The organism is Rhodoplanes sp. SY1 (assembly GCF_046000175.1).
Taxonomy (GTDB): Bacteria; Pseudomonadota; Alphaproteobacteria; order Rhizobiales; family Xanthobacteraceae; genus Rhodoplanes.
On sequence record NZ_JBEOMB010000047.1, the window covers coordinates 46,141 to 64,410 of the forward strand.

General features: G+C 71.3%; 20 protein-coding genes and 1 tRNA gene. 9 read left to right on the plus strand and 12 right to left on the minus strand.

All coding sequences use genetic code 11. The annotated features are described in order from the left end of the window. Positions 1 to 48 precede the first annotated feature (48 nt). Positions 49 to 765, plus strand: coding sequence for a transglycosylase domain-containing protein (locus ABTU92_RS13330; protein ID WP_408091344.1), 717 nt, complete (start codon positions 49 to 51; stop codon positions 763 to 765). Positions 766 to 965: 200 nt separating this feature from the next. On the opposite strand, the gene ABTU92_RS13335 is transcribed toward ABTU92_RS13330, so the two are convergent. Then, on the minus strand, positions 966 to 1,649 hold the full coding sequence (locus tag ABTU92_RS13335; RefSeq protein ID WP_408091346.1) for a TetR/AcrR family transcriptional regulator: 684 nt from the start codon (positions 1,647 to 1,649) through the stop codon (positions 966 to 968). Between the two features lie 171 nt (positions 1,650 to 1,820). Here ABTU92_RS13335 and ABTU92_RS13340 point away from each other — a divergent pair, with 171 nt between their 5' ends. The 5 genes from ABTU92_RS13340 (at position 1,821) to ABTU92_RS13360 (ending at position 5,739) form a co-directional block, all read left to right on the plus strand. After that, positions 1,821 to 2,612 carry a cyclase family protein gene (locus ABTU92_RS13340; RefSeq protein ID WP_408091348.1) on the plus strand — a complete coding sequence of 264 codons (792 nt, stop codon included), beginning with the start codon at positions 1,821 to 1,823 and terminating at the stop codon, positions 2,610 to 2,612. Positions 2,613 to 2,698: 86 nt separating this feature from the next. Continuing rightward, on the plus strand, positions 2,699 to 3,682 hold the full coding sequence (locus tag ABTU92_RS13345) for a tripartite tricarboxylate transporter substrate binding protein (protein WP_408091350.1): 984 nt from the start codon (positions 2,699 to 2,701) through the stop codon (positions 3,680 to 3,682). 3 nt (positions 3,683 to 3,685) lie between these two features. After that, positions 3,686 to 4,633: a 3-keto-5-aminohexanoate cleavage protein gene (locus tag ABTU92_RS13350; RefSeq protein WP_408091352.1), complete on the plus strand. Its 948-nt coding sequence runs from the start codon at positions 3,686 to 3,688 to the stop codon at positions 4,631 to 4,633. 310 nt (positions 4,634 to 4,943) lie between these two features. Then, the gene (gene rpmF, locus ABTU92_RS13355; RefSeq protein WP_111359959.1) at positions 4,944 to 5,129 is read left to right on the plus strand and encodes a 50S ribosomal protein L32; all 186 of its coding nucleotides are present in this window, start codon (positions 4,944 to 4,946) and stop codon (positions 5,127 to 5,129) included. Between the two features lie 199 nt (positions 5,130 to 5,328). Next, on the plus strand, positions 5,329 to 5,739 hold the full coding sequence (locus tag ABTU92_RS13360; protein ID WP_408091355.1) for a hypothetical protein: 411 nt from the start codon (positions 5,329 to 5,331) through the stop codon (positions 5,737 to 5,739). Between the two features lie 7 nt (positions 5,740 to 5,746). Here ABTU92_RS13360 and ABTU92_RS13365 read toward each other — a convergent pair whose 3' ends face one another. Further along, the gene (locus ABTU92_RS13365; protein WP_408091357.1) at positions 5,747 to 6,082 is read right to left on the minus strand and encodes a SemiSWEET family sugar transporter; all 336 of its coding nucleotides are present in this window, start codon (positions 6,080 to 6,082) and stop codon (positions 5,747 to 5,749) included. A gap of 102 nt (positions 6,083 to 6,184) precedes the next feature. Here ABTU92_RS13365 and ABTU92_RS13370 point away from each other — a divergent pair, with 102 nt between their 5' ends. Beyond that, a complete protein-coding gene (locus tag ABTU92_RS13370) occupies positions 6,185 to 6,697 on the plus strand; it encodes a nucleoside 2-deoxyribosyltransferase (RefSeq protein ID WP_408091359.1) in 513 nt (170 codons plus the stop codon). Between the two features lie 215 nt (positions 6,698 to 6,912). Here ABTU92_RS13370 and ABTU92_RS13375 read toward each other — a convergent pair whose 3' ends face one another. The 4 genes from ABTU92_RS13375 to tesB all read right to left on the minus strand — a co-directional run bounded on the left by ABTU92_RS13375 (position 6,913) and on the right by tesB (position 10,719). Beyond that, on the minus strand, positions 6,913 to 8,358 hold the full coding sequence (locus ABTU92_RS13375) for an ammonium transporter (protein WP_111359963.1): 1,446 nt from the start codon (positions 8,356 to 8,358) through the stop codon (positions 6,913 to 6,915). 28 nt (positions 8,359 to 8,386) lie between these two features. Beyond that, complete coding sequence (locus tag ABTU92_RS13380) at positions 8,387 to 8,725, minus strand: P-II family nitrogen regulator (RefSeq protein ID WP_111359962.1); 339 nt, start codon at positions 8,723 to 8,725, stop codon at positions 8,387 to 8,389. A 572-nt stretch (positions 8,726 to 9,297) separates the two neighbouring features. Then, complete coding sequence (locus tag ABTU92_RS13385; protein ID WP_408091361.1) at positions 9,298 to 9,636, minus strand: P-II family nitrogen regulator; 339 nt, start codon at positions 9,634 to 9,636, stop codon at positions 9,298 to 9,300. A gap of 213 nt (positions 9,637 to 9,849) precedes the next feature. Further along, positions 9,850 to 10,719 carry an acyl-CoA thioesterase II gene (gene tesB, locus ABTU92_RS13390; protein WP_408091363.1) on the minus strand — a complete coding sequence of 290 codons (870 nt, stop codon included), beginning with the start codon at positions 10,717 to 10,719 and terminating at the stop codon, positions 9,850 to 9,852. 296 nt (positions 10,720 to 11,015) lie between these two features. Here tesB and ABTU92_RS13395 point away from each other — a divergent pair, with 296 nt between their 5' ends. After that, positions 11,016 to 12,236 carry a ubiquinone biosynthesis hydroxylase gene (locus ABTU92_RS13395; RefSeq protein WP_408091365.1) on the plus strand — a complete coding sequence of 407 codons (1,221 nt, stop codon included), beginning with the start codon at positions 11,016 to 11,018 and terminating at the stop codon, positions 12,234 to 12,236. A 139-nt stretch (positions 12,237 to 12,375) separates the two neighbouring features. On the opposite strand, the gene ABTU92_RS13400 is transcribed toward ABTU92_RS13395, so the two are convergent. From ABTU92_RS13400 to ABTU92_RS13420, 5 genes are all read right to left on the minus strand, one after another. Then, on the minus strand, positions 12,376 to 13,002 hold the full coding sequence (locus ABTU92_RS13400) for a glutathione S-transferase family protein (RefSeq protein WP_408091367.1): 627 nt from the start codon (positions 13,000 to 13,002) through the stop codon (positions 12,376 to 12,378). A 93-nt stretch (positions 13,003 to 13,095) separates the two neighbouring features. After that, the gene (locus tag ABTU92_RS13405) at positions 13,096 to 13,296 is read right to left on the minus strand and encodes a Trm112 family protein (RefSeq protein ID WP_408091369.1); all 201 of its coding nucleotides are present in this window, start codon (positions 13,294 to 13,296) and stop codon (positions 13,096 to 13,098) included. Between the two features lie 151 nt (positions 13,297 to 13,447). Further along, positions 13,448 to 14,122 (minus strand): LON peptidase substrate-binding domain-containing protein, encoded by a 675-nt coding sequence (locus tag ABTU92_RS13410; protein ID WP_408091371.1) that lies wholly within the window; start codon positions 14,120 to 14,122, stop codon positions 13,448 to 13,450. 62 nt (positions 14,123 to 14,184) lie between these two features. Further along, entirely contained in the window at positions 14,185 to 15,108 is a 924-nt protein-coding gene (locus ABTU92_RS13415) for a tetratricopeptide repeat protein (RefSeq protein ID WP_408091373.1), read from the minus strand. Positions 15,109 to 15,222: 114 nt separating this feature from the next. Then, a complete protein-coding gene (locus ABTU92_RS13420) occupies positions 15,223 to 15,765 on the minus strand; it encodes a prolyl-tRNA synthetase associated domain-containing protein (RefSeq protein ID WP_408091375.1) in 543 nt (180 codons plus the stop codon). 192 nt (positions 15,766 to 15,957) lie between these two features. Here ABTU92_RS13420 and ABTU92_RS13425 point away from each other — a divergent pair. Continuing rightward, a tRNA-Gly gene (locus tag ABTU92_RS13425) sits at positions 15,958 to 16,032 on the plus strand. 450 nt (positions 16,033 to 16,482) lie between these two features. On the opposite strand, the gene ggt is transcribed toward ABTU92_RS13425, so the two are convergent. Next, on the minus strand, positions 16,483 to 18,213 hold the full coding sequence (ggt, locus tag ABTU92_RS13430; RefSeq protein WP_408091377.1) for a gamma-glutamyltransferase: 1,731 nt from the start codon (positions 18,211 to 18,213) through the stop codon (positions 16,483 to 16,485). Between the last annotated feature and the right edge of the window lie 57 nt (positions 18,214 to 18,270).

The window sequence follows — 18,270 nt, forward strand, 5'->3', positions numbered from 1 at the left end:
GAGCGGAGGGTGGGTCGAGTTCGGTGGAAATGACGCTAAGATGAGTCGATGAGCCTTACGATCGCACCGAGGCGCTGGCTCGCCCGTCCCGCCGGCTGGCGCGGCTGGCTGAAAGCCGCCGTCGTGGTCGTGCTGGTGCTTCTGCTGCTGCCCTATGTGCTGACGCCGCTCCTGCATGTCGGCCGGCCGGTGTCGACCCTGATGCTCGGGCGCTGGCTGACCGGGCAGCGGGTCGAGCGGGTGTGGATGCCGCTCGCCGACATCGCGCCCGTGTTGCCCCGGACCGTGATCGTCGCCGAGGACGCGCGCTTCTGCGGGCATCGCGGCGTCGACCTCGCCGAGATCCGCGACGCCATCGAGGACGACGGACTCCTGGGGGCGCGCGGCGCCTCGACCTTGTCGCAGCAGCTCGCCAAGAACATCTTCCTGTGGCCGGGGCGCAGCTTCGTGCGCAAGATCCTGGAGGCGCCGCTGGCCGTGTGGATGGACCTGGTGCTGGGCAAGCGGCGCGTGATGGAGCTCTACCTCAACGTCGCCGAATGGGGACCGGACGGCGAGTTCGGCGCCGAGGCCGGGGCGCGGCGCGCCTTCGGCCGCTCCGCCCGCGACCTCACGCCCGGCCAGGCCGCCCTGATGGCCGCGATGCTGCCCGACCCGCACCGGCGCAACGCCGGCAAGCCCGGCCCCGGCCTGCGCCGCCTCGCCGGCATCCACGAGCGCCGCGCCGCCAAGGCACGGGCGAGCTGCGTAGCGGCGCGGAGGTGAGGCGCGAGGCGTCGGCGGCGCATCGGCAGGGATGACGACGCTCGCCCGGTATCCGGTCGCGTGCCCCGGACAAGGGGCGGCAGGCTGCAGGCCTGACGCGCCGCAGAGCCGGGGCCCAGGGCGGCACGACGGGCGCTCCTCCTGATCGCCCCTGGGTCCCGGTTCGCGGCGCGATGCGCCGCGCCCGGGACACGAGGCCTTCACCCCTTCGCGTCGACCGGCGGCGCCGCCATCCCGGCGACGAGGAACGGCATGGCGTAGCGCAGGGCGGCCTCGCCGTCGGAGAGGCTGAAGCCGGGGCCGAACAGGTGCTCCAGGCGGCCGTTGTCGGCCCGGATGTACATCATGGCGCCGTAGACGCAGGCGATCCGCCAGAACAGCTCCTCCCGCGACAGACCCGGGCAGGCGGCGGCCGCGGCATCGACGAAGCGGCGGCCGACCTCGTCGTAGACGGCGAACACGATGCGCCGCACCTCCGGGCTCGGATCGGTCGACGATCGCCCGGCCAAGAGGTTGAAGCGATGGCCTTCCTCGGTCGCGCCCATGCGCAGCGTCGGCGCCACGAAGGCCTCCAGCACGGCGGCGACCGCGGGGGGCCGGTGGGCCGCCGCGGCTTCCGTCAGGCAGGCGTCGAGCAGGCGGGTACGCTCGGCGTTGATGGCGTCGAGCCGGCGCCGGAACACCGCCTCCAGCAGCGCCTCCTTGGAGCCGAAGTGATAATGCGCGGCCGCCGGGTTGGCGCGGGCGGCCTCGGCGATGTCGCGGGTCGAGACGTTGCTGTAGCCGTGCGCGGCGAACAGCGTCTCGGCGGCGTCGAGCAGGCGCTCGCGCGTCTCGTCGCCCGGGACGGTGGCACGGCGGCGGCGGGGGGCAGGGCTGGTCAACGGTTCTCTCGGTTCTTCAGGGCGTTGAATTAAAACTCAAGCAGGTGCTTGAAGCAACTGCTTGACGGGCCGCGGAGGCCGTGGTGTCGTAGGGCTCCCCCTCGTCGCGGCGGCCGCGCTCCGCGCCGCTGCCGAGCCCCGCTCGCCCCTCTCGGTCGCTCCCCCCGCACCATGGCCCAGCGCATCATCGATCTGTCCATCAGCATCGACGCCGACGTGCCGAGCGATCCCCCGATGGCGCGTCCGAAGGTCACCTATCTGGATCACGGACAGACCTTCGGGCGCCTGCAGGCGTTCTTCCCCGGCCTCACCCCCGACCGGCTGCCGGACGGCGCCACCTGGGCGATCGAGAAGGTCGAGCTGACCACCCACAACGGCACCCATCTCGACGCGCCCTGGCATTTCCACCCGACCATGAACCACGCCCTGGTCGCCGGCGGCGAGCGGGCCGCGACCATCGACGAGATCCCGCTGGACTGGTGCTTCAGGCCCGGCGTGAAGCTCGACTTCCGCCATCTCCCCGACGGCCACGTGGCGACGGCGACCGAGGTCGAGGCCGAGCTCGCCCGCATCGGCCATGTGTTGAAGCCGCTCGACATCGTGCTGGTCAACACCGCGGCCGGCGGCCGCTACGGCGCGCCCGACTATCTCGACGCCGGCTGCGGCATGGGCCGCGAGGCGACGCTGTGGCTCACCTCGCGCGGCGTCCGCGTGGTCGGCACCGATGCGTGGTCGTGGGACGCGCCGTTCGCGGCGACGGCGAAGCGCTTCGCCGAGACCGACGACGCATCGCTGATCTGGGAGGGCCACAAGGCCGGCCGCGAGATCGGCTACTGCCATCTGGAGAAGCTCCACAATCTCGAGCTCCTGCCGGCGACCGGATTCACGGTCGCCTGCTTCCCGGTGAAGATCCGCGCCGCCTCGGCCGGCTGGACCCGCGCCGTCGCGATCCTGGACGACTGACGGCGCGCTCGACGGGTCGGGCGCCCGTGCGCCCGATCAGGCCTGGTTTCACAAGGACTCGTTTCACAAAGACAAGAAGGATGATCATGGGACGAACGCAAGCCACCCTTCTCGCCACCGCCGCCCTCGCCCTCGGGGCCGCCGCCGCCCTGCCGGCGCAGGCCCAGACGCAGGCGCCGGGCGAAAAATGGGCCAACCGCCCGGTCGAGCTGATCGTGCCGTGGACGGCCGGCGGCGGTGTCGACATCGTCGCCCGCGCCATGGCGCAGGCGATGTCCGGCGACCTCGGCCAGAACGTCTTCGTCACCAATCGCGAGGGCGCCGGCGGCACGCTCGGCTTCCGCGCCCTGGTCGCCGCGACGCCGGACGGGCACGTGCTGGCCGGCGGCCCGGCGACGCCGGTCACCAACGCGCCCTATCTGGTCAAGGGCGTCAGCTACGATCCGGAGTCGTTCGAGTACATCTGCCAGTATTTCGAGAACGTCTTCGCGCTCGTGGTGCGGGCCGACTCGCCCTACGCGACCGCCAAGGACCTGATCGCGGCGGCCAAGAGCGCGCCGTCACCGCTCACCTATGGCAGCCCGGGCGTCGGCTCGATCGGCCACCTGTCGGCCGAGAACGCCGCCGCGGCGCTCGCCATGAAGGTGCAGCACGTGCCGTTCCGCGGCGACGCCGCCGGCCTGCCGGTGCTGCTCAAGGGCGACATCGACTTCCTGGTGCCGGCGATCTCCTCGGTGCGCGGCCAGAACGTCCGGGTGCTCGCGGTGTTCTCGGAGGAGCGCCATCCGAGCCTGCCCGACGTGCCGACCGCCAAGGAGCTCGGCGTCGCCCGCTCGCTGTCGCAGGGCCTCAACGGGCTGTTCGCCCCGAAGGGCATCCCGGCGCCCGTCAAGGCGTCGCTGGAGAAGGCCTGCGCGGCGGCCGTGAAGTCGGAGCCGGTCGCGGCGGCGCTGAAGAACACCGGCCAGACCGCGGCCTATCTCGACAGCGCCGCGTTCCGGGCCCGCATCCTCGACGACTACAAGCTGAAGGGCGAGCTGATCCGGCGGCTCGGCCTCGAAGGCAAGTGAGCGATGGCCGACAGTAAGGCTTCCGGCGGCCCCGCCGCCGGCGCGACCTCGGGCACCACGTCCGGCAAGCGGCCCGTGATCGTCACCTGTGCGCTCACGGGCGGCGGCGACACGGTCGGCAAGAACCCGGCCGTGCCGGTGACGCCCGAACAGATCGCCACCTCGGCGCTCGACGCCGCCAAGGCCGGCGCCGCGATCGTCCATATCCATGTGCGCGATCCGGCGACCGGGAAGCCGTCGACCGATCTCGCGCTCTATCGCGAGACGGTCGAGCGCATCCGGGCCGTCGACACCGACGTGATCGTCAACCTGACGACCGGCGCCGGCGCCCGCTTCATCCCGTCCGACGCCGACCCCAAGGTCGGCGCGCCGGGCTCGACCCTCGCCTCGCCCGAGGCGCGGGTGCGCCATGTCGAGGCGCTGCGTCCGGAGATCTGCACGCTCGACATCACCACGATGAACTTCGGCGAGTTCGTCTTCGTCAACACGCCGGCGCATCTGCGCGTGATGGGCCGCGCCGTGGCGGCGGCCGGCGTGCTGCCCGAGCTCGAGTGCTTCGACAGCGGCAATGTCCGGCTCGCCCTGCGGCTGATCGAGGAGGGCGTGCTGCACGAGCCCGCCATGTTCCAGCTCTGCCTCGGCGTGCCGTGGGGGGCGCCGGCGACCCCCGAGGCGATGATGTTCATGCGCGACATGCTGCCCAAGGGGGCGTTCTGGACCGGCTTCGGCATCGGCCCGGCCCAGTTCCCGATGGTCGCCCAGGCGGTCCTGCTCGGCGGCCATGTCCGGGTCGGGCTGGAGGACAACCTCCACATCGAGAAGGGCGTGTTGGCGCCGAGCAACGTCGCGCTGGTGGAGAAGGCGGTGCGGATTCTTCGCGCGCTGGACACCGAGCCGGCGAACCCGGCACAGGCCCGCCACATCCTCGGGTTGCCACGTAAGCCGGTATGATGCTCCGGGCGCGGCCTCGTGTCCCGGGCGCTCCCTCGATCCGAGGTCTCGTGTCCCGGGCCGGCGCGTTGCGCCGTGACCCGGGACCCAGGGCCGGAGGACGAGGCCGTCCGAGGATCCTTTCCCGTGCCGCCCCTGGATCCCGGCTCTGCGGCGCGTCAGGCCTCCGGCCGGACGCGCCTCGTCCGGGACACGGATCCCCGAAAACCGCTCTAGCCAGCCCGGGGCGCTTGCTCTATAAGCCCCACTTTCCGGAAAACCGGGCTTCGGCGCGTCCTCGCTGCCGGCCCCTGTCGAGGAGACCGCGCCCATGGCCGTGCCGAAACGAAAGACCTCGCCCTCCCGCCGCGGTATGCGCCGCTCGGCCGACGCCATCAAGGCGCCGACCTATGTGGAGGACAAGGACTCGGGCGAGCTGCGCCGCCCCCACCACGTCGATCTGAAGACCGGCATGTATCGCGGCCGGCAGATCTTCACCAAGAAGTCCGAGGACTGAGCGGCCGGGTCCGGCCTAGCCGGACCCGCGTCGTCGCCCGCATGCCGCGACCGAACGGTCGCGGACCACGCCCGTGTGCGCCGCGCCCGGGCGCTTTCGGCGTTTACGGCACGGCAGGACGCCGCGTCACTGGACGGACACGGCCGGCGCGTCTAAGAGGCGGGCCATTCCGCCGCCCGCCGTTTCGAGGACCTGTTCCATGTTCATGCTCGGCTTTCCGCTGCTCCTCGTCCCGTTCGCGATCTACAACATCGTCGCCTTCCTGCTGCGCGGCTTCGTGTGGACCGACCCGGTGTTCCAGGTCCGGATGATCTCGCAGGCCGAGTTCGCCTTGAGCTGGGGCGACGCTCTGGTCGTGGTGGGGCTGGTGTTCCTGTTCCTGGAGATCGCCAAGGCGACCCGGATGTCGCGCCGCAGCGTGGTCGACCACGTGCTGTCGCTGCTCCTCTTCATCGCCATGCTGATCGAGTTCCTGGTGGTGCCGGAGACCGCCACGGCCACCTTCTTCCTTCTGCTCGTCATCGCCTTCGTCGACGTGATCGCCGGCTTCACGGTGTCGCTGCGCACGGCCCAGCGCGACGTGTCGCTGGAGACGGTGCGAGCGGAGTAGGGCGCCGTTATTCGGCTGCGGCGGCGCCGGCACGGTCGGACGCGCCGGACCGCGCTGCGGTCCGGTCGGCGGCGATCTCGCGCAGCTTGAACACCAGGATGATCGCCAGCATCGCCAGGCTGACGCTGTTGGCGAGCACGATCACCGGGTCGCCCTGCAGCAGGCCGTAGACCACCCACAGGGCGATGCCGGCCGACAGGATGGAGAACATCTTCAGCGACAGGTCGCCGGTGCGGCCGGTCTGCCAGCACTTCCTCACCTGCGGCACGTAGGACACGGTGGTACAGAACGCCGCGACGAGGCCGACCGCGGTGGCGAGGTGTTGCGAGAGGAGGCCGGTCATGCCGGCTCAAGTGCCTCGCCGCGATGCGGGTTCCACGACGACGCGCGAGAGCCGTCCGCCGCGTGATAACGTCGGGCGACACGCGTCCGAACGGCTCGATCCATGATCTATCTCGCCGGCCCCGACGTCTTCCTGCCCGACGCCGCCGCGATCGGGCGGCGCAAGGTCGCGCTGTGCGCCCGCTACGGCCTCGCGGCCCTGCATCCGCTCGACGAGGCGCTCGGGCCGGACCCGGCGTCGGACGCGATCTTCGCCGGCAATCTCGCCAGGATGGACCGGGCCGCGGCCGTGATCGCCGACCTGACGCCGTTCCGCGGGCCGAGCGCCGATGCCGGCACGGTGTTCGAGCTCGGCTACATGGCGGGGCGCGGAAAGCTCTGTCTCGGCTACTCCAACGACCCGCGTCCCTATGCGGGCCGCGTGGTCGCGGACGGCCACCTGATCGAGGACTTCGGCCTCGCCGACAATCTGATGATCGCCCACGCGCTGGACCGTTTCGGCGCCCCGATCGTGGTGCCGAAGAGCGCCCCGGCCGACCTGTTCCGCGATCTCACCGCCTTCGAGACCTGCGTGCGGCTGGTGGCGGCGCGTCTCGTTCCGCCTCGCTCCGTGTGAGCGCGGCCTCTCGGCGCGATCCCGTTCACGTCGGTTTCGTCGAGGCCCGTCGCACGCGACCGTCGCGGCGGCGCGCTTGCGGCCGGGACCAAAAAAGAGGCCCCGACACGAGGTCGGGGCCTCCCAGCGGGAGGAGCGGTGCCGGGTCTCCGCTCCTCCCGTATCGGGCCGCGATGCGCGCCTTCAGAGGGCGCGCATCGCGCGTGAGACGGGTCTCACATGTTGTAGGCGCGCTCGCCGTGGTCGGCGAGGTCGAGGCCCTCGCGCTCCTGCTCGGCGGTCGGCCGCAGGCCGACGACGAGGTCGACGATCTTGTAGAGGATCGCCGAGCCGACACCCGACCACACGATGGTCAGGCCGACGGCCTTGAGCTGCGAGATGAGCTGCGCCATCTGGTCGAAGTCGGCGACCTTGGCGGCGACGTAGTCGTAGACGCCGGTGCCGCCGAGCGCGGGGTTGACCAGGATGCCGGTGCCTATGGCGCCGATGATGCCGCCGACGCAGTGGATGCCGAACACGTCGAGCGCGTCGTCGTAGCCGAAGGCGTTCTTCACGACCGAGCAGAAGAACAGGCAGACGATGCCGACGATCAGGCCGAGCACGATGGCGCCCATCGGGCCCGCGAAGCCGGCCGCCGGGGTGACGGCGACGAGACCGGCGATGCAGCCCGACAGCGCGCCGAGGAGCGACGGCTTGCCCTTCACGATCCACTCCGCGAACATCCACGACAGCGCGGCGGCGGCGGTGGCGACGAAGGTGTTGACCATCGCGAGCGCGGCCGAGCCCGAGGCCTCCAGCGCCGAGCCGGCGTTGAAGCCGAACCAGCCCACCCACAGCAGGGCGGCGCCGATCATCGTCTGAGTCAGCGAGTGGGGAGGCATCAGCTCCTTGCCGAAGCCGATGCGACGGCCGACGATCAGGGCGCCGACGATGCCGGCGATGCCCGCATTGATGTGCACCACGGTGCCGCCGGCGAAGTCGAGCGCGCCCCACGAGAAGATCTGACCGGCGTCGGCCATCACCTCGTCGAGCTTGGCCTGGGCGGCCGCCTTGGCGGCGGCGTCAGTGGCCGCGGCGACGGCGGCGGCGGCGTCGGCGATCGCGTCCGGGCCGGCCCAGTACCAGACCATGTGGGCGATCGGGAAGTAGATCAGCGTGACCCACAGCGGGATGAACAGGGCGAGCGCCGAGAACTTCATGCGCTCCGCGAAGGCGCCGACGATCAGGGCGGGCGTGATCGCTGCGAAGGTCATCTGGAAGCAGACGTAGATCAGTTCGGAGATGTTGGCGCCGACCGAGAAGGTCGCGGCCTTCGTCTCCGGCGTCACGCCGGCCAGGAACAGCTTGGAGAAGCCGCCGATGAAGGGCGAGCCGCCCGTGAAGGTGACGCTGTAGCCGTAGATGGCCCACAGCACGACGCAGATGCAGACCGTGTAGAAGACGTGCGCCAGCACCGACAGCATGTTCTTGGAGCGCACCAGGCCGCCGTAGAACAGCGCGAGGCCCGGGATCGTCATCAGCAGAACGAGCACGGCCGACGTCATCATCCAGGCGTTGTCGCCCTTGTTGACGGTCGGCTCGGCCGCGAAGGCCGTGCTCGCCGCCAGCATCGCGACCGCGAAGGCCGCGATGCCCGCACGATACGGATTCTTTGTTGTCATCATGTCACTCCTGTCCGTTGGGTGCGGATCACAGCGCCGCATTGTCGGTTTCGCCGGTCCGGATGCGGACCGCCTGATCGATGCCGACGACGAAGATCTTGCCGTCGCCGATCTGGCCGGTCTTGGCGGCGCCCGAGATCGTCTCGATCACCTTCTCGACCTGATTGCTCGGCACCGCGATCTCCACCTTCACCTTCGGCAGGAAGCTCACCGCGTATTCGGTGCCACGATAGATTTCGGTATGGCCCTTCTGACGCCCGTAGCCTTTCACCTCGGTCACGGTCATGCCGTAGACGCCGATGGAGGTGAGCGCATCGCGGACCTCGTCGAGCTTGAATGGCTTGATGATGGCCATGACGATTTTCATAGAATCGATCCCCGCTGGAGCCCCCTCTGGCCGAGGACTGGCCGAGGATGGGCTGAAATAACGGCTCGGCGCGCGAGATCGCCCCCCGCAAGCTTAGCCGGGAGGAGCCGAATCAAACCGCGTGCCAACCCGGGTTCCTTTCGGCGGCCCCATGATTCCGCGGTGCTTTGTCGCGTGGCCGTCGAAGCCGGGCGGCGCCGGGTACGGCGGAGCGGGTGAAAAGGCGGGCAGTCGCGGCGCGACGGCGCGTCGCTGCGCAATCGGCAGGCGTTTTCTGCCTAATCCGTGATCAGGGAGGTCTCGGATCTTACCGGGACATAAACGGCGGGCTACGAAAGTATGAGACCCGGGGCGGGGCGTCGGCGAGCCGCCGCCGGCTCAGGGCGCGCGGATGCGGAGCCGCCTACGACCCGTCATCCCGGGGCGCGGACCACAGGTCCGCGAGCCCGGGATCCATACTCCCGGTATCGGTGGCTCACGACAGGCAGGGTGTATGGGTCCCGGGCTCGGCCGTTGCGGGCCGCCCCGGGACGACGACGCACCTCTGCAAAGCCTCGCGCGGGCGCGCGGGGCTACAGCGCGTCGGCGTCGGACTCGCCGGTGCGGATGCGCATCGCCCGGTCGACCTTGGTGACGAAGATCTTGCCGTCGCCGATCTGGCCGGTGCGGGCGGCGGCGCTGATCGCCTCGATCACGGCGTCGACCCGGTCGGCCGGGACCACCACGTCGATGCGCACCTTGGGCAGGAAGCTGACGGCGTATTCGGCACCCCGATAGATCTCGGTGTGGCCCTTCTGGCGGCCGTAGCCCTTCACCTCGGCGACCGTCATGCCGGTGACCCCGATGCGGGTCAGCGCCTGGTGGACGTCGTCGAGCTTGAACGGCTTGATCACCGCGATCACGAGCTTCATGGCGGCCCCCTCTGTCGTGTTCGGCGACCGAGCGGCCGCCGGGCGGTGCCGTGCCCGGCTCGGCCGACGGCACCGCGATGGACGAAGCGTGAAAAAGGCGTCCGTGCGCCGAAAAACCGCGCCGACGCCGGAAGAGCGAGCCCTCACACTACGCCAAGGAAACGCCGCCGTCAGCCGCCCTGTGGGCGGCCGGCCGGGCGGGCCGGCGCCGGCTCAGCCGTGGCGCGGCCGCACCACGCCCTCCTGCGCCACCGAGGCGACCAGCGTGCCATCCCGCGCGAAGATCAGGCCGCGGCCGAGCCCGCGCGCGCCGTGCGCGTTGGGGCTGTCCTGGCAGTAGAGCAGCCACTCGTCGGCCCGGAACGGCCGGTGGAACCACATCGCGTGGTCGAGGCTCGCCGCCATGATGTCCTTCTCGAACAGGGTGCGGCCGTGCGGGATCATCGAGGCGTCGAGCAGCAGCATGTCGGACGCATAGGCGAGCACGCAGCGGTGGATCGCCGGCTCGTCGGGCAGCCGCCCGGTGGTGCGGATCCACACATGGAAGCGGCCTTCCGGATGCGCCTTGCCGAGATAGCGCTCGAACTCGACCGGGCGCAGCTCGATCGGCCGCTCGCGCTCGTAATAGCCGCGCACCGGATCCGGCATCAGCGGCAGGATGCGCTCCTTCAGCTCGAGCTCGCTCGGCAGGTTCTCGGGGCCGGCCACGTCGGGCATCGCGAACTGATGCTCGAAGCCCTCCTCGGGGCGATGGAACGACACCATGGCGGAGTAGATCGGGCGGCCGTGCTGGATCGCGGTGACGCGCCGGGTCGTGTAGCTCTTGCCGTCGCGCAGCCGCTCGACCTCGTAGATGATCGGCACCTTGGGATCGCCGGCGAGCAGGAAGTAGGCGTGCAGCGAGTGCGGCGGCCGCTCGGCGATCTCGTCCACGGTGCGGCAGGCGGCGACCAGCGCCTGGCCGATCACCTGGCCGCCGAACACGCGCTGCCAGCCCGACTGCGGCGAGCGTCCGCGAAAGAGATTCACCTCGAGCGGCTCGAGATCGATGACGGACAGAAGGTGCTGGACGGCGGACGCCATGAGTTCACGACCTGTCGTTTCGCTGGGATGTCGCAGTGACGCCGGCGCACCGCACAAAGTCAAGGCGCGGGTGTCGCGCCCGCTCGTGATCGCCGGCCCGCGAGAACAGTCGTTCTCTCGTCATCCCGGGGCGCGAACCGCAGGTTCGCGAGCCCGGGATCCATACCCCCGGTGGCGGTGGCTCACGAGAAACCGGGCGGGGCACAGGTCGCATGGCCGCCGCCGCACCGGCGGTGCTATAGCTCGCGGCGGGATCGCGCCGGGGTGCCGGCGCGGCCGAAGCATGCGGTGACGAGATGACGGTCGAACGAACCAATGTGGTGATCGCCGGCGGCGGCTTCGCCGGGCTGGCGCTGGCGCTGGCGCTGCGCCAGTCGCTCGGGCCGCGCTTCGGGGTGGTGGTCGCCGATCCGGCGGTGGCGCGGCCCGCCGTCGACGCGCGCGCCTCGGCGATCGCGGCGGCGACCCGGCGCATGCTGGAGACGCTCGGCGTGTGGCCCGCCGTGGCGGCGAGCGCCCAGGACATCCTCGACATGGTGATCACCGACAGCCGGCTCGACGACGCCGTGCGGCCGGTCTTCCTCACCTTCGCGGGCGAGGTGGCGCCCGGCGAGCCCTTCGCCCAGATGGTCGAGAACGGCGTGCTGCTGAAGGCGCTGCTCGACCGCGCCAAGGTCGACGGCCTCGATCTGCGCGCCACCACCGTGACCGGCTACGAGACGACGGCGCAAGGCGTGACCGTCACGCTCGGCGACGGCGCCGTCGTGCAGGCGAGCCTGCTGGTCGCCGCCGATGGCGTGCGCTCGCGGCTGCGCGACCTCGCCGGCATCACGGTGGTCGGCTGGGAGTACGGCCAGTCGGCGATCGTCACCACGGTGAAGCACGAGCGCGACCATGGCGGCCGCGCCACCGAGCATTTTCTTCCGGCCGGCCCCTTCGCGATTCTCCCGCTCACCGACAACCGCTCGTCGCTGGTCTGGGTCGAGGCGACCGAGGAGGCGAAGCGCATCGTCGCGCTGCCCGACGCCGACTTCCACGACGAGCTGGAGAAGCGCTTCGGCCTGCATCTCGGCGCGCTCGAAGCGGTCGGCCCGCGCCAGCACTATCCGCTCGGCCTCGGCGTCGCCCGCGCCTTCGTCGCCGATCGCCTCGCGCTGATTGGCGACGCCGCGCATCGCGTCCATCCGATCGCCGGGCAGGGGCTCAATCTGGGACTGCGCGATTCGGCGGCGCTCGCCGAGGCCGTGGCCGACGCGGCGCGGCTCGGCCTCGACATCGGCGGTCCCGACGTGCTGGAGCGCTACCAGCGCTGGCGGCGTTTCGACACGATGACCATGGGCCTCGCCACCGACGGCCTCAACCGGCTGTTCTCCAACCGCTCCGACGTGCTGCGCCTGGTCCGCGACCTCGGCCTCGGCCTGGTCGACCGCGCCCCGGTCCTCAAGCGCGTCTTCGTCCGCGAGGCCGCCGGCCTCTCCGGCGAGGTCCCGAAGCTCCTCAAGGGCGAGGCGCTGTAGGGACGGCGCGACGTCCTCGGACTGGGTCATGGCCGGGCTCGTCCCGGCCATCCACGGCTTTGGACGTCACGCCGCAGGAAGGGCGTGGATGGCCGGCACAAGGCCGGCCATGACGGAGGTGGGGGACGGACCGCCCCTGTCACACCATCGGAATCGAGGCGACGTGCTGCTGGAAGGCGGGGCGCAGGTCGATGGCGCCGTACCAGCGCTCGAGATTCGGCATCGCCGGCCGCTCGGGCACCAGCTCCAGGAAGCGCCGCGCCATGATGGCGAGCGGGATGTCGCCGTAGGAAAACGAGTCGCCGGCCAGATAGGCCGACCGTCCCAGCGCCGCGTCGGCGATGCCGAAGGCCGCGATGCTCTTCTCCTTGCCGGCCGCGATCGCCGCCGCGTCGCGCTTCTCCTGCGGGGTGCGGACGAGCTGCCAGAACACAGGAAAGAGCGCCGGCCCGGCGACGCAGAGCTGCCAGTCCATCCATTGCCCGGCGCGGGCGCGGCCGCGCGCGTCGGCGGGCTCCAGCGGCTCCGGCCCGTGGATCGCGGCGAGGTGGCGGACGATGGCGTTCGACTCCCACAGCACGAAGCCGTCGTCGTCGCGCATCGTCGGGATCAGGCCGTTGGGGTTGAGGGCCAGATAGTCCGGCTCCTTGTTGCCGCCGAACGGCCCGCCGAGATCGATGCGCTCGTGCGCGAGCCCGAGCTCGCCGATCGCCCACATCACCTTCTGCACGTTGGACGAGGTCGTGCGTCCCCAGATCGTCAGCATTCTTGTCCCCCGGCGGCCGCGTAAGGCGATGGTCGGAGCCGCGCGACAGGGCGCGCCCCGGAATGATGGATTGGGGTCGCGGCGGGCCGCGACTCAATCGAGGCGGCGGGCCTCGTCCACCAGCATGATCGGGATGCCGTCGCGGATCGGATAGGCGAGCCGGGCGGCCCGCGACACCAGCTCCTGGCGCTCGGCGTCGTATTCGAGCGGCCCCTTGGTCAGCGGGCAGACGAGGATTTCGAGGAGCTTCGGGTCGACGGCGCCGGCGGCGCGGTCGGAAGTCGTCGAGGTCATGCGGTCAATCCGTTCGTGAACGTCCGTCGCCGACCGAGATGGTCCGGAGCGACCGGACGGGCGGGGCACCATACTCTCGGGCTCGTGGAGCGCCAACGCCTCGGGGAGGTGCCGGGTTCCGTCGTGTGCCGTCGTCGGCGTCAGGCCCGGCTCACTGCAGCGGTGCGTCGCCCGAGTTGCGGCCCTTGGCCAGCTCGATCTCGGTGACGGCGACCAGGATCTCGGCCCGCGTCTTCAGGTCGGGCGCCTCCAGCAGGGCCTGCTTCTCGGCCGGCCCGTAGGGCGACATCATCGCCAGCGCGTTGACCAGCGCCTCGTTGGGGGCGCTCTCGATGCCGTCCCAGTCGGCCTTCAGCTTGTTGGCCTCGAGGAAGTCGCGCAGCGCCCGCAGGAGCGCGGCGCGGTCGACCGCCTTCTCGCCCTTGCGGGCGACGAAATCGTCGGCGAACGGCGCGTAGCTCACCAGGCACTGGCGGTAGGGCGTGTCGACGGCGAGCTCGTGCTCCAGCCGGAAGCGCGACACCCCGGTGAGCTGCAGCAGATAGCGGCCGTCGCCGCTCTCGGCGAACTGGGTGATGCGGCCGACGCAGCCGACCCGGAACAGGGTCGGCTTGTCCTCCGGACCCGGATGGGCGCTGTCCGGCTGGATCATGCCGATCAGCCGGTGGCCGCTCCTGAGCGCGTCGTCGACCATCGCCAGATAGCGCGGCTCGAAGATGTTGAGCGGCATCTGGCCGCGCGGCAGCAGGAGCGCGCCCGGCAGCGGAAACACCGGCAGGGTCGAGGGCAGGTCCGCCGGGCCCCGATACGATGCGTTCATGGGCATGGCCGATCTCCGGGTCCGGTCCGGCGCGCCGGATCGACCGGCGGCGGACCGGGCGTGAACACTCAGGCGAACAGGATCGAGGACAGGCGGCGGCGGCCCGAGACGGTCGACTCGTCGGTCGGACCCCAGGCCTCGAACAGCTGGACGAGCTGCTTGCGGGCGCCGTCGTCGTTCCACTTGCGGTCGCGCCGGACGATCTCCAGGAGATGGTCGACCGTCTCGGCCTTGCGGCCCTTGGCGGCGAGCGCGAGAGCCAGGTCGTAGCGCGCCTGATGGTCGAGCGGATCGGCCGCGACCTTCTTCTCCAGCTCGACCAGCGGCCCGAGGGCGGCGGCCTGCTCGGCGACCTCGAGGGCGGCCGCGGCGGCGGCGACCGGCGGCTGGGCGCGCTTGCCCTCCGGCACCATGGCCAGCGTCTGCCGGGCCTGGTCGAGCGCGCCGGTCTCGACATAGCAGCGCACCAGGCCGGCCATGGCGTGCAGGTTCTCGGGATCGTGCTGCAGCACCTGGGCGTAGATCTGCGCGGCCGAGCCGGCGTCGCCGTCGACCAGGGCGGCGTCGGCCGCCTCCAGGGCCTCGGCGACCGGGTCGCCCTCGGGCGCCGCGCGGCCGCGGGTCAGCCGGTCCAGGAAGGCGACGATCTGGCTCTCGGGAAGCGCGCCCATGAAGCCGTCGGCGATGCGGCCGTCGGCGAAGGCCAGCACGGCCGGGATCGACTGGATGCCGAGCTGCTGCTGGAGCTGCTGGAACACGGCGCGATGCTGCTCGATGTTCAGCTTGACCAGCTTCACCTTGCCGCGGGCCGCCTTGACCAGCTTCTCCAGCACCGGCGTGAGCTGCTTGCAGGGCTGGCACCAGTCGGCCCAGAGGTCGAGGAGCACGGGCTGCCGGCGCGACTCCTCGATCACGTCCTTGGCGAATTCTTGCGTGGTCGTGTCCTTGATGAGCCCGTCCGCGGCCACCGCCGCCCCGCCGTCCTGAAGCATCTGGAGTGTCCTTGTATCCGGGTGCCGCCGCCCCCATCGAGCGACTAGATGGGGAAGCACGGAACTCATTGCAATCGCGTCGTCAACGGGGCGCGTCGTCGATGTGGCGCGGCGTCAATCCGGCGAGGCGCCGCCCGAGACCGTGAGGCGGCGTGGCTCGTGACCCGTGTGGCGCAGGAAGCGCAGGAGGTCGGCGGGCGCGATCGCCGTCGTCATGGTGTTGACCAGCGGATGATAGTTGAGCGGATCGTGCGCCAGCATGGGCTCGTCCAGCACGACGGTGACCCGCAGGGCGGTGTCGTTGATGACGGCGAACGGGGTCACCGAGCCGGGCGTCACCCCGAGGACCTCCTGCATGAGCTCGGCCGAGCCGAACGAGAGCCGGCCGGCCGACGATTCACCGGACGAGAGCCGCCGGTGCAGGCCCTTGAGGTCGATCACGGCGTCTTCGAGCGCCACCACCAAGTACAGCGTGCCCCGCTTGTCCTTGAGAAACAAGTTTTTCGTGTGCCCGCCCGGGATCGTGCCGCGCAGCGCCTGCGATTCCTCGACCGTGAACAGGGGCGGGTGCGACACGGTGCGGTGGGCGACGCCGAGCCGGTCGAGGCAGGCGAACAGGTCGTCGGGGGTGGCGGGGCGGGGGAGGGCGAGCGTCATGGCGGGCGAACGGGGTCCAGGTCGGGCGGCGGCACTGGACCTGCCGGACGCTCCGGCGTCAACCCTGCAGGCCATGCGGGGCGGCTCCGCGGACCGCACGACGCGGATCTGGAATTCCGGAGCGTCGGGACGGTTGCCAAGCGATCCGAGTTTGGGTAGAGAAGCGCTCCGGCGGCGCTGCCGCCCACGGATGCGGGTGTAGCTCAGGGGTAGAGCACAACCTTGCCAAGGTTGGGGTCGAGGGTTCGAATCCCTTCGCCCGCTCCAGTTCTCCCGGGTGCGATTCACCCGGTTCTTTCGGAAAAGCCGATTTAAAGACATCCATTGCACCGGGACGACCGCAATGTTTCGTGTGTTGTTGCGATCCTTGAAGTCTCCCGCCGGCTCCTCCGATCCTGTCGCCGGCCGCTGCAAGACCGCCCCGCTCTTCGTCCCGTCCTATCGCAGCAGCGGTTCGATCCGCATCAACGCGCGCCCCTCCCGGCCGGCGCTCGCGCGCCGCCGTCTCGGCCGCCTGATCGAGATCCGCCGCCGGGCGAGCTGAGCGGCCGTTCCCCATCGCCAACGCCCGTCGTTCCGGGTCGGCGCGTCAGCGCCGAGCCCGGAACCCATAGCCCCTGTCTGCCGTGAGCCGCCGGCACCGAGGAGTATGGATCCCGGGTTCGCGAACCTCCGGTTCGCGCCCCGGGATGACCGGCGTTTGGACTGGCGATCGACTCACTCCGCCGCCGCCCCGGCCCCCCGTGCCCGCCGGTCGGCGACGCCGACGACGCCCTCCGGCGTGACCACGATGGTGTGGGCCGAGCCCGAGGTGGCCCCGACCTCGATCCTGTGGCCCAGGGCGGCGAGCGCCTGGGCGGTCGCGGGCGGAATCGCCCGCTCGAGCAGGAGCACGTCAGGCCGCCACTGGTGATGGACGCGCGGCGCCGCGACGGCGGCGGCCGGCGACAGGCCGAAGTCGACCCGTCCGAGAATCACCTGCAGCACGGCCGAGATGATCCGGCTTCCGCCAGGCGCGCCGGTGACCAGCACGGTCTTTCCGTCCTTCAGGACAATAGCCGGCGTCATCGAGGACAGCGGCCGCTTGCCCGGGGCGGGCGCATTGGCGGCGCTGCCGATCAGCCCGAATGCGTTCGGCGCGCCCGGCTTGGCGGAAAAATCGTCCATGGTGTTGTTGAGCAGCACGCCGGTGCCGTCGGCGACCAGACCCATGCCGTAGTTGAAGTTGAGCGACGTGGTGAGCGCCACGGCGTTGCCGTCGCGGTCGACGACCGAAAGATGCGTCGTGTTGGCGCCGCCGCCGCCGAGCGCCGGGCTGTCCGGCCGGATCGTCGCGGCGGGCCGCGCCTTGCCCGGATCGATGCCGCGGCGCAGCTCGGCCGCGTAGTCCTTGGACAGGAGCTGGCCCAGCGGCACGTCGACCTGGTCGGCGTCGCCCAGGAACGCCGCGCGGTCCGCATAGGCGAGCTTCATGGCCTCGACGACGAGATGCAGGGCGGCCGGGGAGCCGGCGCCGAGCGCCTTCAGGTCGTAGCCTTCCAGGATGTTGAGCATCTCGATCAGATGCACGCCTCCCGAGGACGGCGGCGGCATCGAGAGCACCTCGTAGCCCCGATAGGTGCCGCGCACCGGCGGCCGCACCACGGCGCGGTAGCCGGCGAGATCCTCGGCCGTCAGGATTCCGCCCGCGGCCTTCACGGTGGCGGCGATCTTGTCCGCGACCGGGCCGCGATAGAAGCCGTCCGGCCCCTCGGCGGCGATTCGCCCGAGCGTGTCGGCGAGGTCCGGCTGCTTCAACAGTGCGCCCTCGGCCGGCGCCTTGCCGCCGGGAAGAAAGACCTTGGCCGACGACGGCCACTGGCCGAGCCGCCGCTCGGCGAGCGTCAGCGTCTCGAACAGGTCGCCCGTCACCGGCACGCCGTCGCGCGCCAGCCGCACGGCCGGCTCGATCAGCGCGGCGAGCGACAGCTTGCCCGACCCGTACGTCTCGTGCGCCAGCGCCAGGCCGGCGACGCTGCCCGGCACCGCGATGGCGCTGGCGCTGAACCGCGCCTTCAGCGGGTCGGCATTGCCGGCCGCGTCCAGGAACATGGTTGCCGTCGCCGCCGCCGGCGCTGTCTCGCGGAAATCGATCGTGACGGCCTCGCCGCCGGCCCGGTGCAGCACCAGGAACCCGCCGCCGCCGAGATTGCCGGCGCGCGGCAGCGTCACGGCGAGCGCGAAGGCGGTGGCGACGGCGGCATCGACGGCGTTGCCGCCGCGCGCCAGCACGGCGGCGCCGATGCGGCTCGCCTGCGCCTCCTGGCTGGCCACCATGCCGTGCCGGCCCGTGACGGCGCTGGCATCGATCTCGCCGGTGCTGGGCGAGACGTCGGTCGCCTGCTGGGCGGCGGCGGGTGGGGCAGCCGCGAGGACGAGCGACACGAGGAGCACGAGCAGGAGACGCATGGGATGGATCGGCCTTTTCGGACGGGCGTTGGAGGCAGGACAATGCCCGATATGGGT